Raw genomic sequence first — 23,474 nt, forward strand, 5'->3', positions numbered from 1 at the left:
GGCTTGGGGGGGGGGCGGGCGGGGGTGGGGGCGGCGCCCGGCCCCCCCCCCCCCCCGCCCCCCCCCCCCCCCGGGCCGCCCCCCCCCCCCGGGGGGGGGGGGCCCCCCCGGGGGGGCCCCCCCCCCACCGCCGTGACGCGGGATCAGACCTGCGTGCCGTCCATCTCCAACTCGAAGTCCGTGGCCCGGTAGCCCTCCATGAGCAGGCGTACGGCTCCGGTCCGTGTGTCGCCTGCTGCGGTCTGCTTGATGTTCAGGACGCTCATGATCTGCGTGAGCGGGACGACTTCGGCGTCGGGACGGACGACGTTGAACCCGTTCGCCAGGAGCAGGCGGGCGACTCGCCGTTCATTGCGCTCGCGGGCCGTCAGGCGGGCGAAGTCTTCGGCGACGGCGGTACGCGCTTCCAGGAGCGCGGTCTCGTGGGCGATGTGCGCGGCCTCCTGCCGGTCGGTCTCCGCCGCTTTCTCGTCGGCGGCCAGGCGGGCGGCCTCGGCTGCCCAGCGGGCAGCCTCTGACCGCGAGCGCTCCGCCGCCGCGTGGGCACGCGCCGCCTCCGCCTCGGCCGCCGAGAATTCCTCGGCCGCCTTGCGCCGGGCCTCGGCCGCCTCCGCCGATTCGATCGCCTCGGCCTCGGTCCGGGCCTGGCGCTCCGCCGCCACACAAGCGCGCTCCGCCGCCACCTTCGCCGCTGCCGCCTTGGACTCCGCCGCCGCGCGGGCCGCGTCCGCGTTCGCGGCCGCCGTGCCCTTGCGCGCCTCGTGCTCGTACTCGTACTCGTACTCGGCCACCGTGATGTCGGAGGCGCCTTCCAGCTCCCGCAGCCGGTCCGCCTTAGCCTGCTGACGTTGGCGCTCCGCCGCGACGCGCTCGCGCTCCCGCTACGCGCGGGCCCGCTCCTCCAGGGCCTGCGCAGCCACGATGAGCGCCTTGTTGAGCAGCTCGCCTCCCGGGTGATCTTCCTAGCCGGGTGGTGACCTTGAAGTCGATCCGTTTCCCGCCAGGTTCATCCCAGGGCATGAGAAGAGTGGTCATCGCACAAGCTGCGTCTTTGTCAGGCGGCCGGCGTGCAGCCTGCGCCTGAGCCTGGTCTGCGGACGAGGAGGTCACTGAAGTCCTCTTCTGCCTCTGGCCCGGGCACCTCGAGATCACGGGGCCGGTACAGCCGCAGCGGTGACCAGCGGCCTGGTGTGATGATGGCAGTTTCCACGCCCATGGATGAACGGCACGCGATCTGGTTCGACTTCACCGCCGCAGTCTCGCTACGAAGGTGCCTCCACTGTTTGTGATCTTTGGAGGGATGCGGGTGCGCACCAGGGCCATGTGGGCTGTCGGGATTGCCGGTGCGCTGGGGGCCCTTGCTGTCGGGCCGATGGCGTCGTCGGTCGCGGCGTCGTCGGGTGAGGAGCCGTGCCGGATCGACACCGATGCGGCCGTCATCCGCCAGGCCCCTTCAACGGCGGCGGCAAGAATGGGGATCGGGTACCGCGACCAGAAGTGCCGCTTCCACGGCTACACCCGTGACGTGAACTGGGCGCACATCACGATGAAGGGGTCGGGCGTGGACGGCTGGGTGGACCGGCACCTGATCTCCACGGCCAAGGAATCACTCGCCCGCACCTCCTGATGCGCATCCCCCTCCTGCTGCCCACCGTGCTGGCCGTGCTGGTTCTCAGCACAGGCTGCGTGACCATCGCCCCCAACCCGGCACCCCCCGCTGGGGGATTACTCCCCCGGGGAGAGCGTCTGGCCACGGTGGCTCCGGGCCCAGGGTGGCCGGACCCCGTCCAGCCGCCCGCACGGGAGACCCTGGCCCCCGCCTACGGCCCAGCCACCGCGACCTCGGCCGCTACCTCCCACCCTGCGGCCCGCCCCGACCCGGGCCAGCCCCAGCACGAACCCGCCGTCGCCCCGTCACGGCACCCTCACCGCGCAACCGGCCGGACCCCGGCTGTCATCCGGCGCACCTCCCCTGCACGGCATCGCCCGCATCAAGTCCCTCCGCCGTATAACACCGGGGCGGTCTGTTCCTGGGCGCAGGGGACGGGCTTCGATCCGTCCGTGGTGCGCGCCTGCCGTCAACAGCTCGGCCGATGAACCGCCCTCCCGGATCCCTGTGACAAAGGTGCGTGACCCTTGTTGCCGCCTCACCGTTGGGCAGGACGACACGTGGAACTCCCGCCCTCCCCCTGAGGCGGATCGTGTTTCCGGCCCTGACACCCCTTCCTCCCGCCGGCGTCAGGGCCGACATGTCTACGGGCGCAGGGGCACGGCATCCACGGTGACTGCCCGGTCCCGCGCACGGTTGAACTCAGCATGATCCGTCGTTCAGGAGGTTCACTCATGCCGAAGGCTCCGCGAGTCCATGCGTTAGGGGCCGGGTTGTTGGCTGCGGCTGCTCTTGCCGTTGCGGTAGGCCCGGCCTCGTCGGCCTCCTACGTCGATGAGCGCGCCAACACCTGTCACGCCGAGGCCGGCAACCCGTGCCTTTACGGGATGGTCGTCACCTACTGGCACCGGGCCGGCTCCCGGCAGCGCACCCTGAGCTGGATCTACGCCAACCGCAGCCCGGTCAGATCCCACAATCTGGCGCGCTGGTGGTATCAAACACCGGGCGGACCCCGCCATGTCGGCGGAAGCTGGCGGGCAGGCAAAGCAGTGGAGTCCTGGACCGAGATCAGCTGGGGTCGCGGCCGCCACGACCGTGTGGGACCCGACCTTCCCGCAGGCAGCCGGATCTGCGTGGAGTTCAACTACGGCGCCACCACCAAACCCTGCATCACACTCAAGTAAGCCTGCCTGCGCCTTCGTTCGCCTGTCTGGCATTCCTGGCGAGCTACGGATCGATCGCGGTCCGCTGGAGAAAACCCAGCGCCGTCCTGCCTTCGATCCCCCCAGGGCCGCCGATGCGGGTGGTCAGCGGTAGAGACTCCAGCGGCCGAAGCGGGCCAGCGTCCACCGATACCTGTGTTTCCGGCATCGGACCTGGACGCGGGCCACTCACGACCTGCCGCTGGCGAACCTGCCGGAAGTCCTTCAGGCACATCGCCGGCTCGACCGTCTCGCCCGCCGTCATCCGCCTCCGCAGATGAGGCAGACCCTCGACCTGGTGCACAAGGTCATCGACAAGCCGTGGGCGGCAGGCAAGACGACGTACACGGTGCGCTGGAACGGCGGCGACTCCCACGAGGGCGCGTCGGCGACGGCGACGGTGGAGGTCGGCCTGCGCGGCTGAGTGCCGGTACCGGTACCGGTCGGTGAGACTCTTCCGGACGGCGTGAGTACTCGATCCTGATCCATGCATGACAAGGAATGGTCCGGGGGTGGGTGAGGACCTGTGGGGTTCTCGGCGAGGGTGTCACTCGTTTTGGTGAGGCGGACGGGATGCGGCTTCGCCCGGAACCCGCCGTGCCAAAGTGGCGGCGTACTCGTGAGAATGTTCCACCGAGTACAGAGATTTCCGCACCCGTCTTGGCAACGAGCTCCAGCCCGAGGCCATTCCACGGGAGGGGGCGTCATGGAATCACTTGGGACCCTGTTCATGGCCGCAGCCTGGGGTGTTCCGCTGGCCTGTCTACTGGGTGGGATGGTCGCCGTTGTAGGCATCACGCGTTGGCGCCGCCGGGCCATCAACGCTCTGGAGAGGGCCGAGGACGAGCGAGGCAAACCTGCCCGGGGTATGTCTGATCGGTAGTGGAACTGTGAGACTGGGTGAGGCGACGGCGTGAGTGGCCGGACGGCCCTACATTGAGGACATGTCAGAGGATCAGTACCGCGTAGCCGCAGAGACCAGCGTCGAGATCCCTGCGCCCGCCGACGGCGAGGTCTGGGCGGTCGGAGCTGTCATCCTCAACCTGGACGGCAAAGCCTTCGCCCAGAAACGCAGCCCCCACAGACGGCTCTTCCCCGACTGCTGGGACATCGTCGGCGGTCATGTCGAGCCCGGTGAGGCGTTGTTGGACGCCCTCGCCCGAGAAGTCGAAGAGGAGACCGGCTGGCGCCTTCGCCGCGTCCGGCGCCTCCTCGGGATCACCACCTGGACCGGCGACGACGGTGCCGGAATGCGGCACGAGGCCGACTACCTCGTCGAGGTCGACGGCGATCTGGACCACCCCGCCCTGGAATGGTCCAAGCACACCGCCTACGACTGGTTCGGACCCGGCGACGTTGCCCGCCTCAAGGAGAACCGAGCCCCCGGCGAGTACCTCATCCACGACCTGATCACGAAGGCCCTGCAAGATCGCCTGGACACAGTCCAGCCCTGACGGAGTGTCCGTTCCACCCGATCGACGTAGCCCACGTGTTGTCCGTGGGCAGGCAATCGGCTGTCCGCAGACTGGGAAGTGCCGATGGTCTCAAACGGAGCAGGTCGCCAAAGCTGGTGCACAAATCTCTGTACTCGGTGGAGCACTCCCACCAGTACGCCGACACAGGATGGAAAAACGGGACGATTCGGAGGCGGGAGGTGGCGGTGTCCCGGTCAGTCCCGGGTGTGCTCGCGAGGGGGTGGCTGGCTGGCCCGGCGGGACTGTCGGCGGGTGATGCGCCTGGTCATGAGGGTGATCGCGGCCCAGGTGATCAGCGATTTGGAGTGCTGGATGAGCCGCTCGTAGTCGCGAGCGTGTCTGCGGGCGTGCATGACCCAGGCCAGGGACCTCTCGACCACCCAGCGGCGGGGCAGCACGACGAAGCCGACCGCGTTCTTGGGCCGGCTCACCGTCTTGACCGTCAGGCCCAGGTACTTGTTCGACCAGGTCACGAGCTGTCCGGCGTAGGCGGAGTCGGCCCAGACGATGGTGATCTCGGGGTGCATGAGCCGCAGCCGGAACAGGACTTCCTTGGCCGCGTCGCGGTCGGTCATGTCGGCGGGGGTGACCATGACGAACAGCGGCAGGCCCTTGGTGTCGACGACTAGGTGACGCTTGCGGCCGCAGGAACTACCTACAACGCAACCCAGCTGCCCTCAGCACAGAACACATAACTCCAGCTCAGATACGCCGACCCAGCTACGAAGACCGCCACCTACACCTCTCAGCGAACCAGCAACACACCAAGCCAGCCACCTCACCGAACACCAACAAATCTCCCTCCCAGCGTTAGCGCCTCGGCCGGGGCGCTCAGCGCGGAGTCACCAGGTCGCGAGGCCGGGGACCGCTGTGTCGATCTCCTCGACGATCTGGGCCGCGACCGCGTCGATCTGGCCGTCCCAGTAGAAGTGGCCGCCCGGGTAGAGGTACTCGCCGAGCGGTTGGTCGGCCCCGTCGGACCATGCCGTCAGCTCGGCCGGGGTCACCACGTGGTCCTCCTCCCCGCCGAAGAGCGAGCAGGGCACCAGGATCCGCGAGCGTCCGGCGGGGCGCGGGCGCCAGCTCTCCACGAGTTGGAAGTCGGCGCGCAGGCGGGGCTCGTACAGGGCCCAGACGTCGTCGTCCTGCAGGATGGCCTGGGGCAGTCCGCCCATGGCCGCCAGCGCGGCCCGCAGGTCCGGACCGGCCATGGTGTGGAGGGGTTCCCGGGCGCCGGGGAACTCTTCGTCGAAGGGGGTTTCGCACGCGGAGATGCCCAGCCAGACCGGGGGTGCGAGGCCCCGCTCGACGGTCTGGAGTGTCAGTTCGTACCCGACGAGTGCGCCCATGCTGTGTCCGAAGAAGGCGAAGGGCGCGTCCAGCCAGGGGAGTAGATCCTCCAGCAGGTACGCGGCAAGGGCCTCGGTGCTCACCTGGAGCGGGACCCCGCTGAGCGGGCCGCGACCGGGTGCCTCGACGAGGCACACGTCCCAGTCTGCGGGGAAGTGAGAGACCCACGGGGTGTAGGCGAGGTGGGATCCGCCCGCGTGATGCAGGACGAACAGGCGCACGGCCGGGTCGTCCACCGGACGGGGCCGGATGACGGCGGAGACTCGGGTGTTCAACGGGCGGTCCTTTCGGTACGGATGGCACGCAGCATGCGGGTGAGGACGGTGCTGTCCCCCAGTTCCTCGAACACGGTGTCCGGGTCGGTGTCGAGCAGGGCCTCGATGCTCTGCCGCCACAGCACCGGGTGGTCGATGTGCTCCGTCAATGCGACGGCCAGATCTTCGGCCGAGTGCGGGCGTGCAGTGCGGTTCGCGAGGACGGGGAAGGCCGGAGCCGAGAGCGGGGTGCGGCCCAGCACGCGGCCGAACTCCTCGGCCGCGGCGGACATATGGGCGGTGTGGAACGGGCCGCTGACCGGGAGCTGACGTACGCCGCGGGCGCCCGCATTCTTGAGCAGGGTGGCCGCCGCTTCCAGCTTGGCAACCGGGCCGCCGATGATGGTCTGGTCGGCGGTGTTGTAGTTGGCCACCTTGACGGTTTCGAGGCCGGCCCGGCGCAGCAGCAGCCGGATCACCGCTTCGTCCATGCCGATGACCGCGCACATGCCGCCGTCGGTGACCCGGGACATGCTTTCGGCCCGAGCCGCGACCAGGCGCAGTCCTTCGGCGAAGCCGAAAACCCCGGCCGCCTCGAGGGCGTTGTACTCGCCGAGGCTGTGGCCGACGGCGGCGGCCGGACTGGGTCTGCCGTCGGCCCGTGCGGCGGCATAGGAAAGGGCGTTGACCACGTAGACCGCGGGCTGGGTGAAGGCAGTCTGCCCAAGCCTCTCTTGCGGGTTCCGCAGACACAGTTCGCGGACGGAATACCCGAGCACCCTGTCGGCTTCGGCGAGACGGTCGGGGAAGCGGGCGAAGAGCTCGCGGCCCATGCCCACCCTCTGCGAGCCCTGGCCCGGGAACATGTACACGAGGGTCACAGCTGGCCTTCTCTCGGGGTGAAAGCGCTGTCGGCGAAGGTGAGCGCGGGAACATCGCTGAGCACGCCGAAGGTCTCGACGCGGCCCACCAGCAGGGTGTGATCCCCGGCGGGGCGGGCTTCCTCCACGGCGCAGTCGAAGTAGGCGACACCGTCGAGGAGGATGGGGGCGCCCGAGTACGGGGCGGGGCTCCAGGGCCGACCGGTGAAGGCATCGACGCCGGCGGGGCGGGCTGGGTCGGCGAACCAGCGCGCCTCGTGCTCCTGTGTCGCGGAGAGCACGCTGACGGTGAAGGCGGAGGACGCCAGGATCTTGTCGTGCAGCCGGGAGCTGTGCCCGAGGGCGACGAGGACCAGGCAGGGGTCCATTGAGACGGTCGTGAAGGAGTTCACGGTCGTGCCGTGGGGCCGCCGGTCCTGGTCGAGCGTGGTGACAACGGTGACTCCGGTCGGGAAGCGGCCCGCGGTGCGCCGGAAGCGGCGGCTGGGCGCCTCGGATTCGGGAGGGACGGCGCCGGTCCGGGACGGGGCGGAGCCGGATGCGGCGGGGCGCTTGTCGGCCACCGCCGCGATCGGTGTGTGGGCGCTCATGTGGTGGTCCTCCGGAGTTCATCGAGGGTGGCGAGCCCGTCGAGGACCACCTTGGCGGGCAGCCCGAAGTCGATGAGGCAGGCGATCTCGTCCACCCCGAGGTCCTTGAGCCGGGCCACGACCCGTGCGGCCCTGGGGACGGTGCCCAATAGCGCGCCGTCCTCGTAGTAGCGGTCGAAGGCCCGCGCGGCGAGAAAGTCGAGGTCCTTGTCACGGAGTTTGGCCGGGTCGATGCGGCGAGCAGTGCCGTGCGCCTGTGAGCCGAGGAGCAGGTTGACGGAGGTTCGCAGGTAGGCAGTGAGCGGATCGCGTACGAGGAGGCGAGCGGCTTCGTCGTCCTGATCCAGATAGGTGTGGGCCATGACCACCACGTGTCCGGCGGAGCCATCCGCGCCGGGGCGGTTCGCGTAGGCCTCCCTATATGCGGCGATCTTGCCGGCGAGCTCGTCGACGTCCTGGCCCAGGAGATGGGTCAGGACTCCCGCGCCCAGGGCCCCGGCGTTACGGAAGGTCTCGACCCCGCCCGCGCTGGTGATCCACACCGGCAGCTCGGGCTGGACCGCGCGAGGGAATGAGCGCACCCGCTGCGGGACTCCAGTGCCGTCGAGCACGTCCGCCTCCTCTCCGCGCCAGAGCCCGCGGACCGTGCGGACGCTGTCCAGGAGCACCTCGCGGCGGTTCTCGTAGGCCTCGGGGCGCAGGGCGAAATCGGTGGCGTGCCAGCCGGAGGCGAAGGCAAGGCCTACCCGTCCCCCGGAGATGTTGTCGACGACCGACCACTCCTCCGCGATACGCAGGGGATGGTGGAGCGGGGCGACGACACTGCCGGCACGGATGGCGACGCGACTGGTGACGGCGGCGATGGCCGCGCCGGTCACCGCCGGGTTGGGGTAGAGGCCGCCGAAGGCGTGGAAGTGCCGCTCGGGCGTCCACACGGCGGTGAAACCGTGGGTGTCGGCGAACCGGGCGCCTTCGAGGACCAAGTCGTACCGGTTTCGGTCGTCGGGTGCCGTGCTGTCGTTGCCGAAGTAGAAGAGACTGAAGTCCATGTTTCTCTCTCTGTACGGGGCCCGCGCCGGACGCGGTCACCCCCGGGAAGGCCTCGGTCAGGCCGGGGCGGGCGTCGACTGCGACGCCTCTTTCACGGGCTGGGGTCCGGGCTCGGGCTCGGTCACGCGGGTGCTCTCCGCCCAGCGCGCAACGGCCGGTGTGGCCAAGCCGCCGGCCAACAGGACGGCGCCGAACAGGGCCCATCCCGGCCAGCCCCAGCCGATGATCACGATGGTGGTCAGGGCGGGAGTGACGGCGCCGCCGACGCGCTGGGCCAGGTTGAACATGCCCTGGTACTGGCCGTGGGCGTTCGAGGGCGAGAGCTCGTATGACAAGGCCCAGGATCCGGCCGAGTGCAGCATCTCGCCGCACACGTGGACCATGGCGCCGACAACCAGGCAGACGGCCGCGACCCAGGCGGGCTGCCCGGCGGACAGCGCGAAACAGGCGCAGCACACGGCCAGCAGGATGCCGGCCCTTCGCATCGCGCGGGCTCCGCCCGGGACGTCCTCGGCGCCCCTGCTCATGCGCACCTGGAACAGCACGCACATCGCGGTGTTGACGAAGATCAGGCCGGCGAAGATCGAGACCGGCGCGTCGGTGCGCTCCGCGATCCACAGGGGCAGCGCCACCGTCAGCAGCGCGTCGGTGCCCAGGACCAGTACGGCGTTGAGCACGGCGACCACCACAAAGGGGATGTCGCGCAGGACGTTGCGGCGCTCCTCCCCCGGCTTCCCGGCGCCGGCCGGGGTCTGCGGGAGCGGCAGGCACATCAGCCCGGCAGCGACGAACAGGACGCCGGTGGCAGCGAGCAGGACGCGGTAGAGCGCGGCCGAGTCGGCGGCGAGGGCGGTGCCGCCGAGCAGCGTGCCCAGGGACAGGCCGACGTTGATGACGGACTGCAGGTAGGCCCGGGCCGGGACCCGTTCGGCCGGCGGGAGAGCCTCGGCGATCAGCGCGCCACGGGCGGCGGCCCCGCCGGCATCGGCCATCGATGCCAGCGCGACGACGACGAGGAATCCGGAGAACCCGCCGGTCAGGGCGTAGCAGCAGACGATGACGCCCTGGGCCGAACCGAACACGACGGAGGTGGTGCGCGAGCCGAACCGATCGGAGAGCCGGCCCGCCGGGATGCTGACGAGCATGGCCAACACGGCGGCGACGGTCATGCCGAGGCCGACGCTCGCGGCGGGGATGCCTATGGCACTCATGAAGTACAGCACTGTGACGGAGAGCAGGAAGCCGTTCGCCACTGTCCGCGCGAGGTTGCTGATGGCCAGGACCCTGACGACGGGCGAGGGCGGCTTGAGGTCACGCAGCAGAGTGGAGAGGGACAGGGCCATGGCGGGTCACCGCTTCCCTTGGGAGGTGGCGTGGGTGAATTCCCGGTTCAGGGCCGGGCGGTCGATCTTGCCGTTGGGGTTGAGCGGCATGGCGTCGAGGTGCTCGTAGCGGCGCGGGACCATGTGGACGGGTATCTGCTTGCGCAGCCGGAGCATGATGTCGCTGCCTTTGAGCCGTTCGCCGGTGTAGCAGGCAACGAGTTCGGTCTCGTCGGGTCCGGGGATCGCCAGGACGACGGCGTCGCCTATGGCGGGATGGCGGCGCAGGGCGGACTCGATCTCGCCGAGCTCGATGCGGTAGCCGCGCACCTTGACCTGGTTGTCGAGCCGCCCGAGGTGGGTGAGAGTGCCGTGTTCACGGCGCACCCGGTCGCCGGTGCGGTACCAGTGGGCCGGGGTGAGCGGGGTCTCGCCCCGGTAGACCTCGGCGGGGCGGCCGTCGGCCGCGTCGTACGCGAGGAACCTGCCGTGGTCGTCGGCCGGGTCTAGGTAGCCGTCGAAGCGCTGCGGACCCCGGATGCACAGTTCGCCCTCGTCGGCGGGCCGGCCGTCCTCACCGAGCACGACGTGGTCGAGGAAACCGTAGACCGGCCCGATGGGGATCGTGCCATTCGAAGTGGCGGGCCACTGGCTGCTGTCGTCGGCGAGCCGGAACTCGGTGCAGGCGACGGTGAGTTCAGTTGGTCCGTAGACGTTCTCGATACGGGCCTTGGGCGCGGCCCCCGCCCACAGCCGGGCCTGTCGCTCCGTCAGCTGCTCCCCGATGAAGATCCCGTACCGCAGGTCGGGCGCCTTCCCCTGCGGCAGCCTGCCCAGGCTCGCGGCGACCGAGACGACCGAGGGCACCGAGAACCAGTGGGTGACGGACCGTTCGACGATGTACCGGATCGGTTCCAGCAGTTCGGTGCGTTGCGGGACCACCAGGGTTGCGCCGCCGCCCCAGGTGACGAACAGGTCGAAGACGGAGGGGTCGAAGGTCAGATCGAAGGTGTGCGAGACCCGGCAGCCCGGCCGCACTTCGAACCGCTCGATGTTGTGCGCGATGTACGGGGCGAGGTTGCGATGCTTGATCGGCACGCCCTTGGGGCGGCCAGTGGAGCCGGAGGTGAACAGGATGTAGGCGGTGTCCGTAGGTGTGGCGATACGTGCTGGGAGCGCGAAAGCGTCGGCTTCCAGGGCCTCGGTGTCGGTGTCGGTGAGGCGCAGCAGGGTGGGACCGCCGGCGGCCGCAAGATCGCCCTTGAGCTGGGCCGATCCTTCCTCGTCGGCGAGCAGGACCTCGGCCCGGGCGAGCTCCCACACGGAGCGGTTCCGGCCGACCGGATAGCCGGGGTTGAGCGGGGTGAGGATGGCACCCAGGCGCAGGGCGGCGAGGTATCCGGCGAAGGCTGTGAGGCTGCGGGAGGCGAGCAGGCCGATCCTGGCGGGCGCGCTGCCGCCGTTGGCGCGCAGCACGGCCGCCGCGACAGCCGCCGCACGCTCGTCCAGAGCGCGGTAGCTGTAGGTCTTTCCGAGGACCTCGATGGCGGGGTCATCGGGGTAGGAGGCCAGCGAGCGCGCGAACCAGTCGTACAGGGTGTGGTCATGGAGCGGGAGTTCAGTCAGGTCGTTCATCGGGATCCTTGGGGCGTGCCGAGCAGGTCCGCGTAGGCGGTGTCGTGGGCAGAGGCGAAGTCGAGACTGCTGAGGAGGGATCGGGCGGAGGGCTTGGGGTCGTGGCCGCCCTGGCGTAGCCAGGACTGCCACGCCTGCGCCTCGACGCTGCCCGTGCTGAGGGTCAGCCGGCCCAGTCCGCGCGGTGCCAGCGGGTCGAGGACCTCGTTCTCCCGGTCGAGGGCGCGCAGTGAGACCTCGCGCTGCCACTGGCGTTCGGTCACGGCCCGCGTCGGCCGGTCGGCCGCCGACAGCAGGTCGAACAGGTGCTGCGTGGTGACGGTTTCCTCCCCCACCAAGTGGTATGCGCGGCCTTCCGAGGAAGGTGAGAAGGTGAGCTGGGCGATGGCGCGAGCCGCCAGGTCCACGGGGCTTACGGCGAGGGAGCGTTCGTCATGCGGATGCGTGCCGACGGCGAGGCCTCCTGCGATGAGCCGCCACAGCGGGTGCCGGGGGTCGCAGGCTCCGGAGGCGGCGCTGCCAAGCAGCAGGCCCGTACGGAAGACCCGTACCCGCATGCCGTCCTGTTCGGCGCGTTCCACCAGCCGTTCGGCGACCCAGGCGGCGACCGCGCCGCCCGGCATGCCGGGGCGGAGCGGCTGTTCCCGCGTCTCCTCGATGCGCGCTCCGGCGCCGAGGCCAGAGCCACAGGCGCTGAGGGTGGAGAGCAGGGTGAGGTCGTCGACGCCCTCGCCGCGCATCCACGCGAGCAGCCGGGCGAGCGGGAGGACGGTGTCCTCTCGCAGCTGCTCGTAGGGGCCGGTCAGGCCGAACGGCGCCGGGGTGTGGATGACGCGGGCGATCCGGGCGCCGAGGGCCGCGTCATGGCGGACGAGGTCCACGGGGTCCCCGGAGGCGCCGACGGGCAGCACCCGGACCCGCCGCGGGTCGGGTTCGGGCAATTCGCAGGCAGCGGCGTTGGAGCGGAGCAGTTCCCGGCCCTCGGCCTCGTCGTCGACGGGTACGAGGCAGTGGATGGTGCCGGTGGTGTTCAGCAGCAGTTCGCGCAGGACGAACGTGTCGAGGAACTGGGCCGCCCCGGTCATAAGGGTGTCCGTGGCTCTCGTACGGGTCCTTCCGGTGCCCGGGCTTCCGAGGTCGAGGGTCAGATCGGTGCCGACGAGGTCCGTTTCGGCGGGCACCGCCCGATCCGGGGACGGCGTGGACGCGGAGCGGACAACGGCCGCCATGCGGCGTACGGTCGCCTCGGCCCCACCGGCGCGGTAGACGTCGACGGCGACGCCGAAGGCCTTCTGCACGGCGCCTTCGATGCGCATGGCGGAGAGCGATTCGCCACCGTGCGGTCCGAACTCGTCGTCCAGGCCAAGGCCGGCGTGGCCGAGCACCCGGCGCCACACCGCCAGGATCTCGCCCTCGAACCGGTCGGCGCCCGCCGGGACGCCCTGCGCCACAGCGTCGGCTCGCTCGGTCGACTCGGCCGGGGCCGTACCCGCGGCGGTGGCGGGGGGTGCGGCGAGCGGGGGCAGGGAGTCCAGGGCCCAGTGGCGGTCCCGGGTGAAGGGGTAGGTGGGCAAGGCCATGCGGCGGCCTGTGTCCCCGGCCAGCTCCTCCCAGTCCACATCGGCTCCGTGTAGCCAGGCTGCGGTGACGGCTTCCTCGATCCGTTGAGCCTCGTCCGCAGGGCCGTCCAGCGGCAGTACGTGGCGGCCCTCGCCGGGTTCGCCATGGCCGATCAGGATCGTGAAGCGGTCCGGGCGGGGCGGCTGAGCCGGGTCGGGGGCGATGTCGGCGCGTCCCCGGAAGGCTGCGCTGAGCCGGGCGATGACCACAAGGTCGGCGCCGCCAGCGGGCGGTATGAGGACCACCCGGCGGCGCGGCGCGGGCGGTGTCCCGGCGGGTGTTCGCAAAGCCGCGGCCAGGGCCCGCGCGTCGTCCGCAGGGGCCGTCACCACGCGCCGGTGGGGCTGCCCGGTGCGGCCGACCTTCAGCGTGTGGGCGGTGTCGGCGGCGGCGGGTGCTCCTGGCGCCTCCAGGGCCGCGGCCAGCTCCGCGGCGACGGAGACCAGTTCGGAGTCGGTACGGGCTGAGAGCACGAGCCGCACGGTGTCGCGGGCCGGGGCCTCGGGCCGGGTGGGGGCCGGCGGCGGTCCGAGCACCGCGGTGGCGTTGGTGCCGCCGAGTCCCATCGAGTTGACCAGGACGTAGGCCGGGTCCCCGCCCGCGTCGGCGCCCTTGGAGGTGATGGTGAAGGGGCTTTCGGCCAGCATTCCGGGGTTACGCGGCCGCTCGAACAGCGGGTGCGGGGGCAGGGCGCCGGTACGGGCCACTTGGACGGCCTTGATCAGCCCGGCAATGCCAGCGGCGGGCCCGGCGTGCCCGATGTTCGCCTTGACCGAACCCAAGGCGCAGTAGCCGGCCGGTGCGACGGCTGAACGGGAGAGCCCCGCGCGGATGCCTGCCGTCAGGCCCCGCAGCTCGATCTGGTCGCCGAGTGGAGTGCCGGAGCCGTGGGCCTCCACGTAGCGCAGCTTGTCGCCCCCGATCCCCGCGACGTCCAGCGCGTTGGCGATCACGTCGGCGAGTCCGCCGGGGCTGGGCGCGGTGAATCCGGAGCGGGCCGACCCGTCGTTGCCGATGGCGGTGCCGTGCAACACCGCGATGACCGGGTCTCCGTCGTGCAGGGCGTCGGCGAGACGGCGCAGGACCACCACGCCGACACCGGAACTGAACGAGGTGCCGGTGGAGCGGGCGTCGAAGGGGCGGCAGTAGCCGTCCCGGGACTGGAGACCTCCCGCGTGGTAGCGGTAGCCGAGCATCGGTTCGTTGACGGAGGCGCCCCCCGCGAGCGCCATGTCACATTCGCCGGACAACAGGCTGAGGACCGCGTAGTGCACGGCCGTCAGGGAGGAGGAGCAGGCGGTCTGGACACCGATCGACGGCCCGCGCAGTCCGAGCTTGTAGGCAACACGGGACGGTAGGAAGTCACCCAGCCCGCCCAGGTGGAGGGCGACGTCGTCGACGGCGCCCATGACTCCGTCCGTCCATGCGCGGGAGACCTGGAGGGCGGCCATGTAGGTGCTGGGGCTGCCTCCCGCGAAGACGCCGGTGACCAGGTGGCCGCCCCGGGGCGCGTGGCCCGCCGACTCCAGGGCCTGCCAGCAGGCTTCCAGGAAGATCCGCTGCTGGGGGTCAGTGGCCGCAGCTTCGGCCGGCGAGTAGCCGAAGAACTCCGCCGCGAAGTCCCCTGCGGCGGGTATGCCCGCTGCCCGCTTCACGTACTCGGGCGAGTCCAGGGTCTCGCGGCTCAGGCCCGCCGCCTCGAGCCGGTCGGTGTCGAGGTCCCTGATGGAGACCCGGCCGTCAGCGATGTTGGCCCAGTACTCCTGGGGGCTCCAGGCATCGGGGAACCGGCAGCCGGTCCCGATGACGGCGATCGCGTCCTCGCCGCTCACGCGGAGCCCTCCTCGGACACGATGGCCGAGCGGCCGCTGCGGCCCCGACCGCGCAGTCCGGCGCGGGCGTGAACCCCTGGGGCAAGCTGTTCGGAGCCGGGCGCGGCGGTACCGGTCCCGGCGGTGGCCCCCTCGGTGAGCGCCTGTGCGTCCGGGCCGATGAGGAGGTCGGTCTGCGCCTCGATTGTGCTGTGCTCGAAGAGGTCGGCGGCGTCCAGCTCACGGCCCGTGAGTTCGGACAGCCGCTCCATGAGCACGATGAGGAGCAGCGAGTCGCCGCCCGCGTCGAAGAAGTTGACGTCGTGCGCGAGGTCGCCGGCCTCGAGTACCTCGCTCCACAGGGCCGCGATCCGGTCGGCAAGGTCGGCGGAGGGAACTGCCTCGGTGGGCTGCGTCTGCACGGTGGTGGTGAGCACGGAATTCTCCAGGTCTGAGATGAGGTCGGTGGCGGCCTGCGCCACGTCGGTGAGGAGCCCGTCGACGGTGTCCGCGTCGAACAGAGCAGTGAGGTAGGAGAAGGACAGGGCGAACCGATCCGGACCCGCTATGACGGTGAATTCCAGTTCGTACTTGGACTTCAGCCGTGGCGGCGTCACGAATCTCGTCCGGGTCCGGGCGTCAAGCGTGGGAGGCCGGGCCGCCCCGCTCACGGCGTTGAGGTACACCGGGGTCACTGCGGGACGGCTGAGTCCCCGGTCGGGGTGAAGGGCGGCGGCCAGCGTGTCGAACGGCGTGTCGGGGTGCCGGTAGGCGGCCAGCGCCGAGGCGCGGACCCGGGTCAGTGCCTCCCGCCAGCTGGGCTCGCCACGTAGGTCCGCCCGGACGAGCAGGGTGTTGACGAACATGCCCACCGTGCGGGCCCGGTCCGCGCCGTCACGGCCCGCCCACGGGAAGGTGAACAGGAAGTCGCGCTGGTGCCCGCGCCGGGCGAGCGCCACGGCGAGCAGCACGGCAGCGACCATGAAGGAGGTACAGCTTTGCTCTGCCGCGAGTTCGGACAGACGGGCGGCCTGTGCGGGGTCCAGTTCCTGGGTCCGCGTGTCCGCCTCCACGGACTGGCTCTTCCCGCGCGGCCGGTCGTGCGGCAGCGCGATGTCGGTGGGTGCGCCGCGCAGGCCCGCGAGCTGTTCTTCCAGGGCCGCCTCATCGGGGGCGTCGCCGTACCGTACGGCGGCCGGGTGCCCAGGGAGGGACAGGCCTGCCGGGGCCGCCCCCTCCGGGCCGGCCATATCATCGGGGGCCGTGCCGTCCATGCTTACCCGGCCGGCCACACCGGTCAGCGCCCGGTACCACGCGACGACATCGCTCAGGACCAGATCCAGCGACCAGCCGTCGGAGACGATGTGGTGCACTCCGTAGACGAGCAGGGTGCGTTCGGGACCCAGGGCGATCACCGCACCGCGCGCCGGGGCGTCGCGTGCCAGGTCGAACGGCGTCCAGCAGATCTCGGAGATCCGCTCCTCGCGTTCTTCGGCGCTCCATCCGGTGCCGTCGGCGTGGACCACTTCGGGAGCCGGGCCGTCGGTCCGGTAGAACACCCGGCGAGCCTTCGCGTCCAGCCGGAAGCGGGAGCGCAGCCCCGGGTGCCGCTCCAGTGTGCGGGCGAAGGCCGTACGCAGCGCCTGCCGGTCCACGGGGCCGTCGATCTCCACGACGCTCGGCGCCAGGTAAGAGATCCGCAGAGTCCGGATCCGGTCGATGGCCCACATGCGCTGCTGTACGGGGCTGGCCGGATGCTCGGCCCGTGGGTCGACGTGCGGGGCCGGGGCGGAGGCCGGCTCCGTCCGCGCCTCTTCCAGGCAGCGGGCCAGACCGGCCACGGTGGGTTCTGTGAGGAAGCCGCGCAGGGGTACCGGCATGCCCCAGCGGCGTTCGGCCTCCGCGAGCATCCGTACCGCCAGCAGCGAGTGGCCGCCCAAGGTGAAGAAGTCGGTGCCGGGTCCGAGGGCGTCCGCGTCGATGCGCTGCCCCGGCTCCTGGCCGTGCGACGGCGGGGCGAGCATGTCGGCCATGAGCCCGGCGGCCTGGCGCTGGGCCGCAGTCAGCTCCGCCGGCCGCTCCTCGGCCAGGGGCAGCGGGCGGTCTCGCAACGCCGAGAGGGCGGCGAAGTCGACCTTGTCGTTGATGGTGCGGGGGAGGAAGTCGACGACGTACACCGTGGTGGGGAGCGCGGCCGCGGGCAACCAGCGCAGGAGGGGGCGCAGAAGTTCCCCCTGGGACAGCGGTACGGGCCCGCCAGTCTCGCTCAGAGTGACGTAGGCGACGAGGGTCGGCGGGGTTCCGGTGGCATGGACGGCTGCCACCGCGACCGCCGGGTCCTCCTCCAGCAGGCGCGTGACCTCGCCGGGTTCGATACGGTTACCGAGGATCTTCACCTGGTCGTCGGCGCGGCCCAGGTAGCCGATCCGGCCGTCCTCCCGCAGGACCACACGGTCCCCCGTCCGGTACATCCGGGCGCCGGGGTCTTCGTGGAAGCGCGTGGCGTGCGGATCGGGCAGGAAGGCGGCCCGCGTGAGGTCAGGGCGGCCGAGGTAGCCGATGGCCACGCCGACGCCGGCGACGTACAGCTCGCCGGGGACCCCCGGGGGCAGTTCCTCACCGTGCGGGCCGAGGATGTAGGCGCGGGTGCCGGGCAGCGGGACGCCGATGGCCGGTGCCTGCTCGTCGGCGGGGTCCACGTGGGCATAGGTGCTGTTGCAGGAGCCTTCGGTGGGGCCATATACGTTGATGACCTTGGTGCCCCAGCGGTTCGCACACTGGGCGGCGAGTCGGCGTGCGAGCACTTCGCCACCCGAGTACAGGGCCCGCAGGGTGGTTCCCTTGTGGGGTTCCGGGTCAGCCTCGAGCATCGCGTTCAGCAGGCTGGGCGTGATCGAACCGGCCACGGTGGCTCCGTGCGGGCCCCGCACCAGGTCCAGCAACGCCTGCGGGTCACGGCGCTCGGCGTCGTCGGCGATGACCAGCTGGGCGCCGGCCAGCAGGGCCTCGACCACGTTGAAGGCGGCCGGGTCGAAGGCCGTTCCGGCGGTGAGCAGCAGTCGGTCAGCCGGTCCGAGCCCGCAGTCGCGGCCCCACCACAGGGCGGTGTTGAGCAGCCCGCGCTGCGGCACGAGCACGCCCTTGGGGCGTCCTGTGGTGCCGGAGGTGTAGATGACGGCCGCGGGGTCGCCCGGCACTGCCGCAGACCACGCGGCCGCGTCGAACTCCCCGGGCCAGGCAGACAGTTCGTCCAACGCGAGTGGCTTCGCCGTCGTGTCGATCCCTGTCAGCAGTGCGGCTCCCTCGGGGCACACCAGGACTGTGTCGGGCTCGGTCTGTCCGAGGATGTACGCGATCCGGGCGACCGGGGTCTCCGTCGCGAGCGGCACGAAGGCCGCACCGGCCCGCAGGACGCCGACCCAGGCGGCCACTAGGGCCGGCCCGCGGGCGGCCAGCACTGGTACGAAGGAGCCGGGGCCGGTTCCCGCACCGCGCAGCCGGGCCGCCACGGCCGCCGACCAGGTGTTCAGTTCGCCCCAGGTCAGCCGGGCACCCGCGCATTCGACGGCGACGGTGCCGGGATCGGCGGCAGCCAGCACACGCTCTAGAGCCTCGGAGGCTGTGTGCGCTGGGTACGGCCCGGGCTCCGCTCCGACGAGCACGCCGTGCGGCGGAGCGGCGTCGGGGCGGGGGCTGATCGGAAGGTCCTTCAGGCGGGTGCCGGGGCGGCCCACGGCCGCGATGAGCAGCGCCGTGTAGCTTTCGGCGAGGTGGCGGGCGGTATCGGCCGTGTACCGGCCGGTGTCGTACTCGACGGTGGCTTGCAGGCCTCCGCCCGGCTCGCTCTCCAGCACGAGGGACAGGTCCTGCTTGGCGGTGCCGGTCGGCAGCAGTTCAGGCGGCGCCCAACGGCCCGACGCGCCTGCGGCCGGGGCGTTCTGCAGGACGAACCCGATGTCGGCCAGCCCGGCGGGTCCGAGCCGGGCGGCCAGCCGGTCGAACGGCAGCCTCTGATGGGTCAGCACCCGGAAAGACTCGGCCCGGGAGGCGGTGCACAGTGCGTCGAACCCGGCTTCTGGGTCGGGTGCGCAGAGCAGCGGAACGGTGTTCACGAAGAATCCGACCAGCCGTGCGACGGATGGGTGGGGACGGTTCGCGGCGACCGTGCCGAGCAGGAACTCCTCGCGACCACTCCACCTCTGCACCACCGCTTGGAAGGCGGCGAACAGGACCACGAACGGAGTGACCTTGAGGCTGCGAGCGAGCTCGGCGACGGCTGCCTCCACCTGGGCGTCCAGGGCGAAGCGGTGCTGCTCGCCGCGTCGGTCTCCCTCTATGACGCGCTCGCGGGCGGCAGCGGGGGCGAGCACGAGCTCTTCGCCGGCCGCGCGGGCGATGAGCGCGGCGCGCGCGTCGAGCTGCGCGTCGAGGGCCGGGTCGAGGGAATTTTCCGCATCCCATACCGCAAAGTCGGCGTACTGCACCGGCAGTTCCGGCAGTTCCGGATCGGAGGCGCCGGCCAGTGCCTGTTCGTAGGCGTGCGCGAGACCGTCGTAGAGGGCGGGCAGCGACCAGCCGTCGATGGCGATGTGGTGGATGTTCAAGAGCAAGGTTCCCGAGTGGCCCGCGCCCCCTGGCCAGACCGTAGCGCGCAACGGCGGCTCGTCGGTCAGCGCGAACGGCCTGCGGGCGTGGCGCGCCAGCTCGGAATCGTCGGGTGCGCAGCCCGCTTGGAGAACCTCGATGCGGACCGGGCCGGGCGGCGCGACCACCTGCACCGGCCTGCCGTCGTGGGAGGCGTAGGTGGTGCGGAGCACCTCGTGGGTGGCGGTGAGCGCTTCGAGGGCCTTTGTCAGGGCCCGTACGTCGATCGGCTCATGCCACCGAGTGAGGAGGGGAACGTTGTAGACCGGCGAGGCGGGGGCGGTCTGGTGGATGAACCAGAGCCGTTCCTGAGCCGGTGAGAGGGGAGCCGTGGTGGCTCCCCCTCGTTCGGGGGCAGGCGGGCGCGGTGGCGCCATGGGTGACTCTCCTTGCGGGTGGCTCACAGCGGGTTGGTCAAGCCGGGAACTTCACGGCTGGAGGTTCGGCACCGGGCGGTTCAACACCGGGTGATCGGCTGCGATGATCGGCTACCGGGTGCTGGCGGCCAAGGTGTTCGCCGGCGGTGGCTTCGGGTAAGGGGTGGCTTCCGGACCGGGGGCTTCAGGTCCGGTCGGCCTCGCGCAGCTCGGTACGGAGCCGTCCGGCCAGGTCGGCGAGGCTCGGGGCAAGCAGGACGTCGGTGGGGTCGAGCGGGGTGCCGAGCTGTTCGGTGAGCCGGAACGCGGCCTGGGTGGCGAGGATCGAGTTGCCACCCAGACCGATGAAATCGTCGGCGTCCTCGATCGTGGCGCCCGGCACTCCGAGGAGTTCGGCCCAGGTCTCGACGATCCGCCGCGTCACTGGATCGTCCCCTCCGTCGACCCTGCAAGCACCGGGTTCGGCGGGCTCCGCATTCCGGCCGTCCGCTGAGGACTCCGCGAAGTCGGTCAGCAGCTGCTTGACCCGGGAGCGGTCGGTCTTGCCCGTGGAGCCGTAGGGGATCTCGGTCAAGGGCAGCCAGCGCACGGGCAGCATGTACCCGGGCAGGCGCTCGGCCAGGGCCTCGGCCAGCTCTCGGGCCGGATCGGAGGCGGGTTCGGAACCGGCAGCTGCCTGCGGGGGAAGGAGGAAGGCACCAACGAGCCTGGCGTTGTGGCTCTCGCCGAACTTCTCCACAAAAGCGGCATCGGTCCGGCCCGTGGCGAGGGCCGTCTGCTCCACCTCCTCCAGCTCGATGCGGAAGCCCCGCAGCTTGACCTGCCGGTCGGCCCGGCCGACGACCTCGTACGAGCCGTCGGGAAGCAGGCGGACGAGGTCCCCGGTGCGGTAGACCGTCCCCGCGAACCCGGCGCCGTCCTCGAACCGGACATAGGACTGTTCCGTGCGCTCGGGCTGGTTCAGGTAGCCGCTTGTCACGGAGGGTCCGCCCACGCAGAGTTCGGCAATTTCGCCGGGGGCCACGGGCCGCAGGGCCTCGTCGAGCAGGAACAGCCTGGCCCGGCGCACCGGGTGCCCGACGGGAACGCGGGCACGGCCGACGAGGGACTCCTCGGTGCACACGAAGCAGGTGGCGAAGACGGTGGTCTCGGTGGGGCCGTAGATGTTCACCAGCTTCTGCGGGCCGCCCGCAGCGAGTACCCGCAGGGTGGCGGCCAGATCAAGCTGTTCGCCTCCGACCAACAGTTCGCGCAGGCTGCCGAGGGCGGCCGGCGCTTCACGGGCCACCATGTGGAAGAGCGAGGTGGTGAGCAGAGCAGTGCTGACTCGCTCGCTGACGAGCAGCTCCGTCCAGCGCTCCAGATCCACCTCGACGACAGAGGGCAGCACGATGAGCGGGGCGCCGGCGGTGAGTGCGCTCCAGACTTCCCAAGTGAAGGCGTCGAAGGCGGGGTTGGCCAGCTGGGCGACCCGGTCCGTGGCGGTGACGGCTCCATAACCGGCATCGGTGACAAGGTCCCGGACGGCGCGGTGCGGTACGACCACGCCCTTGGGGAGCCCGGTCGAGCCCGAGGTGTATCCGACACACAGCGCGCTCTCCTCGTCCACCTGGGCATCCGGATACCCGTCGCCCACTGCGGCGGCGCCGGTCGCGCAGGGGCACTCTGCGGCCTCCGGGATCGTCAGCACGAGGGTGGCGGCGCCGGTGTCGAGCGGGCGTGCCCGGCGCTCGACGCCCCGGCCCACGAACACAGCCTGGGCCCCGGAGTCCTTAAGTACGGCGGTCACCCGGTCGGCCGGGGCATGGCCGTCGAGGGGCAGGTAGGCGGCCCCCGCGCGGACTATGCCGAGGAGGGCGACGATCAGATCGGCGCCGCGATTCAGGTCCACGGCCACCAGTCCGCCCGCCCCGATGCCGTGACCCCCGAGAACGGCCGCCGTCATGCCGGCTCGGTCCCAGAGCTGCCGGTACGTCAGCTCCAGTCCGGTACCGGCTACCCGGACGGCGCAGGCGTGCGGGGAATCCTGGACGCGCTCGGCGACAAGGCGGTGGACTCCCCCGAAGCCACGCGACGATCTATCGATGGGCGACGAACCCATGAATCTCCCCCAGTGTTCCTGTACTTGATATCTGGAATTTCCGGGTGCGAAGCAGCAACCAAACGCCCCTGCATGACCAGGGAAAGCCACTTGAGAACACCACGGCAATTCAGACATAGCACCCCGATACATGCGCTGCGGGGACTCTTTTTCCACAATGCGGAATTCTTGTTCCGCACAGCGGTAGACTATGATCGTTTTCCAGACCTTGTCAACGAGCACATATCAAGGGGATTGCAATGAGTGAGAATCGCGTTGCGCTGATCACCGGATCGTCATCTGGAATTGGGGCTTCCATTGCCCGGCGATTCGCTTCGGAAGGAATAAGGGTCATTGTCAATTCAAACCGTAGCGAAGCGGACGGAAAGGAACTGGCCGCGCAACTCCCGGATGCCGTGTACGTCCAGGGAGACGTGGCCGACGCACAGGACGCGAAGCGGATCGTCCAGAGCGCGGTCGACGCCTGCGGACGGCTCGACATCCTGGTGAACAACGCCGGCACCACCCGGTTCATCCCGCTGGACGACCTCGAGGGGGCCGACGCCGACGTCTGGCGGGATATCTTCGAGGTCAACGTGATCGGCGCCTGGCAGATGATTACGGCGGCCACCCCGCACCTACGCGCCTCCGGTAACGCCTCCATCGTCAACATCAGCTCTGTTTCGGCCACTCGGGCGCTGGGAAGCTCCATCCCCTACGCCGTCAGCAAGGCCTCCGTCAATCACATGACGCGACTGCTGGCCTCACAGCTCGGCCCCTCGATCCGGGTCAACGCCGTCGCCCCCGGGCTCATCGACACGCCCTGGTACCGGGAGGCGGAGGAGGTCTGGGAGAGCTCGCGCGACTGGATCAGCGCCAACACCCCGCTGCGCCGTGTGGGAACACCGCAGGACGTTGCGGAGGCCGCGCTTTACCTCGTAAATGCTGCCTATACGACGGGAGACGTCCTGACCGTCGACGGCGGACGCCACATCGTCTGAAATTCCGGTCTCTCATGCGGGACGGCCTGGGGGGTCCGGTGCCGGGAAGTAGGTCAAGCGCGGCTTCTGAGCTGAAACGGCCGAGTCGGACGTCAAACTCTCCGTTGCTGCCCAGCTCGCCCATGGGTCCGAGCCAGTCGATGAACACGGTCTGGCGTACCGAAGCACCAACCCCCTTACAGCACAGTGCAGTCCGGCATTCGCTCGGCGTCGAGCAGCTCACCGCGCGCCGAGCTGGGCGAGGAAGAACACCGGATTCGTCCCGGTCTGTCGGGCAGAGGCGTGCCGCACTCGAAGGAGCGACCAGCCTGGTCTGGACGGCAGCGCCGTCCGCATCTCGCCTTGCTCCGGTGCGGCTGTCCTCGCCGGCGAAGACGGCCGAGCTGTGCGAGACCGCCGCCCCGGGGTCTGGGGGGCGTCTAGGTGCTCGGCTATTGCGGCCAGCCCACGGTCTCAGCTCGCTGCACAGCTTCTCATGGCGATCACTCAGGGTGTAGGGGAAGCGCCGATCCTGTTGGAGTTGGACCCGGCACTCGGTGGGTGGCGGAGCGGAGCACTCATCGGGCGCTAGTC

The 23,474-nt window shown here is 70.8% G+C and carries 17 protein-coding genes and 1 pseudogene; 6 read left to right on the forward strand and 12 right to left on the reverse strand.

The genetic code is table 11. The annotated features are described in order from the left end of the window. Nucleotides 1-143: 143 nt before the first annotated feature. Nucleotides 144-791, reverse strand: a complete 648-nt coding sequence (locus ACFYZA_RS39675) for a hypothetical protein (protein ID WP_388495068.1) — start codon at nt 789-791, stop codon at nt 144-146. 57 nt (nt 792-848) lie between these two features. Between ACFYZA_RS39675 and ACFYZA_RS39680 the strand changes: the two genes are divergently transcribed. The 3 genes from ACFYZA_RS39680 to ACFYZA_RS39690 all read left to right on the forward strand — a co-directional run bounded on the left by ACFYZA_RS39680 (nt 849) and on the right by ACFYZA_RS39690 (nt 2,793). Next, on the forward strand, nt 849-977 hold the full coding sequence (locus ACFYZA_RS39680; protein ID WP_388495069.1) for a hypothetical protein: 129 nt from the start codon (nt 849-851) through the stop codon (nt 975-977). 494 nt (nt 978-1,471) lie between these two features. Next, nucleotides 1,472-1,627: a hypothetical protein gene (locus ACFYZA_RS39685; RefSeq protein ID WP_388493840.1), complete on the forward strand. Its 156-nt coding sequence runs from the start codon at nt 1,472-1,474 to the stop codon at nt 1,625-1,627. Between the two features lie 716 nt (nt 1,628-2,343). Continuing rightward, nucleotides 2,344-2,793 (forward strand): hypothetical protein, encoded by a 450-nt coding sequence (locus tag ACFYZA_RS39690; protein WP_388495070.1) that lies wholly within the window; start codon nt 2,344-2,346, stop codon nt 2,791-2,793. Between the two features lie 43 nt (nt 2,794-2,836). Here the strand turns inward: ACFYZA_RS39690 and ACFYZA_RS39695 are convergent, their stop codons facing one another. Then, nucleotides 2,837-3,076, reverse strand: a complete 240-nt coding sequence (locus ACFYZA_RS39695; protein ID WP_388495071.1) for a hypothetical protein — start codon at nt 3,074-3,076, stop codon at nt 2,837-2,839. 12 nt (nt 3,077-3,088) lie between these two features. Here ACFYZA_RS39695 and ACFYZA_RS39700 point away from each other — a divergent pair, with 12 nt between their 5' ends. Both ACFYZA_RS39700 and ACFYZA_RS39705 read left to right on the forward strand, forming a co-directional pair. After that, nucleotides 3,089-3,235, forward strand: a complete 147-nt coding sequence (locus ACFYZA_RS39700) for a hypothetical protein (protein ID WP_388495072.1) — start codon at nt 3,089-3,091, stop codon at nt 3,233-3,235. Between the two features lie 520 nt (nt 3,236-3,755). Beyond that, nucleotides 3,756-4,265: an NUDIX hydrolase gene (locus ACFYZA_RS39705; RefSeq protein WP_388495073.1), complete on the forward strand. Its 510-nt coding sequence runs from the start codon at nt 3,756-3,758 to the stop codon at nt 4,263-4,265. Nucleotides 4,266-4,504: 239 nt separating this feature from the next. On the opposite strand, the pseudogene ACFYZA_RS39710 reads toward ACFYZA_RS39705, so the two are convergent. The 10 genes and pseudogenes from ACFYZA_RS39710 to ACFYZA_RS39755 form a co-directional block, all read right to left on the reverse strand. Continuing rightward, nucleotides 4,505-4,930: pseudogene (locus ACFYZA_RS39710) on the reverse strand (transposase); the annotation flags it as partial. Between the two features lie 198 nt (nt 4,931-5,128). After that, nucleotides 5,129-5,911, reverse strand: a complete 783-nt coding sequence (locus tag ACFYZA_RS39715; protein WP_388495074.1) for a thioesterase II family protein — start codon at nt 5,909-5,911, stop codon at nt 5,129-5,131. Continuing rightward, nucleotides 5,908-6,771 carry an ACP S-malonyltransferase gene (gene fabD, locus ACFYZA_RS39720; protein ID WP_388495075.1) on the reverse strand — a complete coding sequence of 288 codons (864 nt, stop codon included), beginning with the start codon at nt 6,769-6,771 and terminating at the stop codon, nt 5,908-5,910. Before fabD ends, ACFYZA_RS39715 begins: the two co-directional genes overlap by 4 nt. Next, entirely contained in the window at nt 6,768-7,361 is a 594-nt protein-coding gene (locus ACFYZA_RS39725; protein WP_388495076.1) for a flavin reductase family protein, read from the reverse strand. Before ACFYZA_RS39725 ends, fabD begins: the two co-directional genes overlap by 4 nt. After that, the gene (locus ACFYZA_RS39730) at nt 7,358-8,410 is read right to left on the reverse strand and encodes a MupA/Atu3671 family FMN-dependent luciferase-like monooxygenase (protein WP_388495077.1); all 1,053 of its coding nucleotides are present in this window, start codon (nt 8,408-8,410) and stop codon (nt 7,358-7,360) included. The genes ACFYZA_RS39725 and ACFYZA_RS39730 overlap by 4 nt, the downstream gene beginning before the upstream one ends. A gap of 57 nt (nt 8,411-8,467) precedes the next feature. After that, on the reverse strand, nt 8,468-9,754 hold the full coding sequence (locus ACFYZA_RS39735) for an MFS transporter (RefSeq protein ID WP_388495078.1): 1,287 nt from the start codon (nt 9,752-9,754) through the stop codon (nt 8,468-8,470). 6 nt (nt 9,755-9,760) lie between these two features. Then, the gene (locus ACFYZA_RS39740; protein ID WP_388495079.1) at nt 9,761-11,368 is read right to left on the reverse strand and encodes an amino acid adenylation domain-containing protein; all 1,608 of its coding nucleotides are present in this window, start codon (nt 11,366-11,368) and stop codon (nt 9,761-9,763) included. After that, nucleotides 11,365-14,820 (reverse strand): beta-ketoacyl synthase N-terminal-like domain-containing protein, encoded by a 3,456-nt coding sequence (locus ACFYZA_RS39745; RefSeq protein WP_388495080.1) that lies wholly within the window; start codon nt 14,818-14,820, stop codon nt 11,365-11,367. Before ACFYZA_RS39745 ends, ACFYZA_RS39740 begins: the two co-directional genes overlap by 4 nt. Continuing rightward, entirely contained in the window at nt 14,817-19,820 is a 5,004-nt protein-coding gene (locus ACFYZA_RS39750) for an amino acid adenylation domain-containing protein (protein WP_388495081.1), read from the reverse strand. Before ACFYZA_RS39750 ends, ACFYZA_RS39745 begins: the two co-directional genes overlap by 4 nt. A 184-nt stretch (nt 19,821-20,004) precedes the next feature. Beyond that, the gene (locus ACFYZA_RS39755) at nt 20,005-21,921 is read right to left on the reverse strand and encodes a non-ribosomal peptide synthetase (protein WP_388495082.1); all 1,917 of its coding nucleotides are present in this window, start codon (nt 21,919-21,921) and stop codon (nt 20,005-20,007) included. A gap of 239 nt (nt 21,922-22,160) precedes the next feature. Between ACFYZA_RS39755 and ACFYZA_RS39760 the strand changes: the two genes are divergently transcribed. Continuing rightward, complete coding sequence (locus tag ACFYZA_RS39760; RefSeq protein ID WP_388495083.1) at nt 22,161-22,901, forward strand: SDR family NAD(P)-dependent oxidoreductase; 741 nt, start codon at nt 22,161-22,163, stop codon at nt 22,899-22,901. Nucleotides 22,902-23,474: the final 573 nt, after the last annotated feature.

The organism is Streptomyces sp. NPDC001828, assembly GCF_042892175.1.
Lineage (GTDB): Bacteria > Actinomycetota > Actinomycetes > Streptomycetales > Streptomycetaceae > Streptomyces.